This is a genomic window from Streptomyces niveus (assembly GCF_001723055.1).
GTDB classification, from domain to species: Bacteria; Actinomycetota; Actinomycetes; order Streptomycetales; family Streptomycetaceae; genus Streptomyces; species Streptomyces niveus.
Genome location: NZ_MDCR01000534.1, coordinates 1 through 802 on the forward strand (window position 1 = coordinate 1; position 802 = coordinate 802).

Below are 802 nucleotides of genomic sequence, written 5' to 3' on the forward strand. Positions count from 1 at the left end.
CGTCGGACGAGCCGGTGTCGCCGTCGGCCCGGGAAGCCGCCTGCGTAGCGAGAACGGCGGCCTGGATACGCCGCTCGACACCGAGTTTGGCGAGCAGCCGCGAGATGTGATTCTTGACCGTCTTCTCGGACAGGTAGATCCGTCCGCCGATCTCGCGGTTGGTGAGCCCCTCCCCGATCAGCGCGAGAATCTCCCGCTCACGGGGAGTGAGCTGCGACAGGGCGTCCTGCTCGTGCTCCGTGTCGTCCTCCTCGCCGCGCAGACTCCTCATCAGCCGGGTCGTCGTCGCCGGGTCGAGCATGGACTGTCCGGAGGCGACCGTCCGCACGGCGGCCACCAGGTCCGATCCGTTGATCTCCTTCAGCACATATCCCGCCGCCCCGGCCATGATCGCGTCGAGGAGCGCGTCGTCGTCGTCGAACGACGTGAGCATCAGGCACGCGAGGCGGGGCATGAGCGAGCGCAGTTCCCGGCAGACCGTGATTCCGTCACCGTCGGGAAGCCGTACGTCGAGCACGGCGACATCCGGGCGCAGCGCCGGGCCCCGGGCCAGCGCGTGGGCCGCCGTACCCGTGTCGCCGACCACCTCGACATCAGGCTCGGCGTCGAGAAGATCCTGTACGCCGCGCCGGACGACCTCGTGGTCGTCGAGCAGGAAGACCCGGATCGGGTTCGACGGCGAAAACTCACGTACCTCGCTCATGTCGGCCCTTCCGCCGCTCGTGCCCCGCTTCTATCGTTGCCCACCTTCCGGGGCCCGGCCAGGGCCGAACGGGCCCATGCGCCACCCGCCCGGTCTCCC

At 69.7% G+C, this 802-nt stretch carries 1 protein-coding gene; it reads right to left on the bottom strand.

Features of this window, described 5'->3' with window-relative positions; genetic code table 11:
- On the bottom strand, positions 1-703 hold a 703-nt coding region (locus tag BHU15_RS37380; protein WP_069631133.1), incomplete at its 3' end, for a response regulator.
- Positions 704-802: the final 99 nt, after the last annotated feature.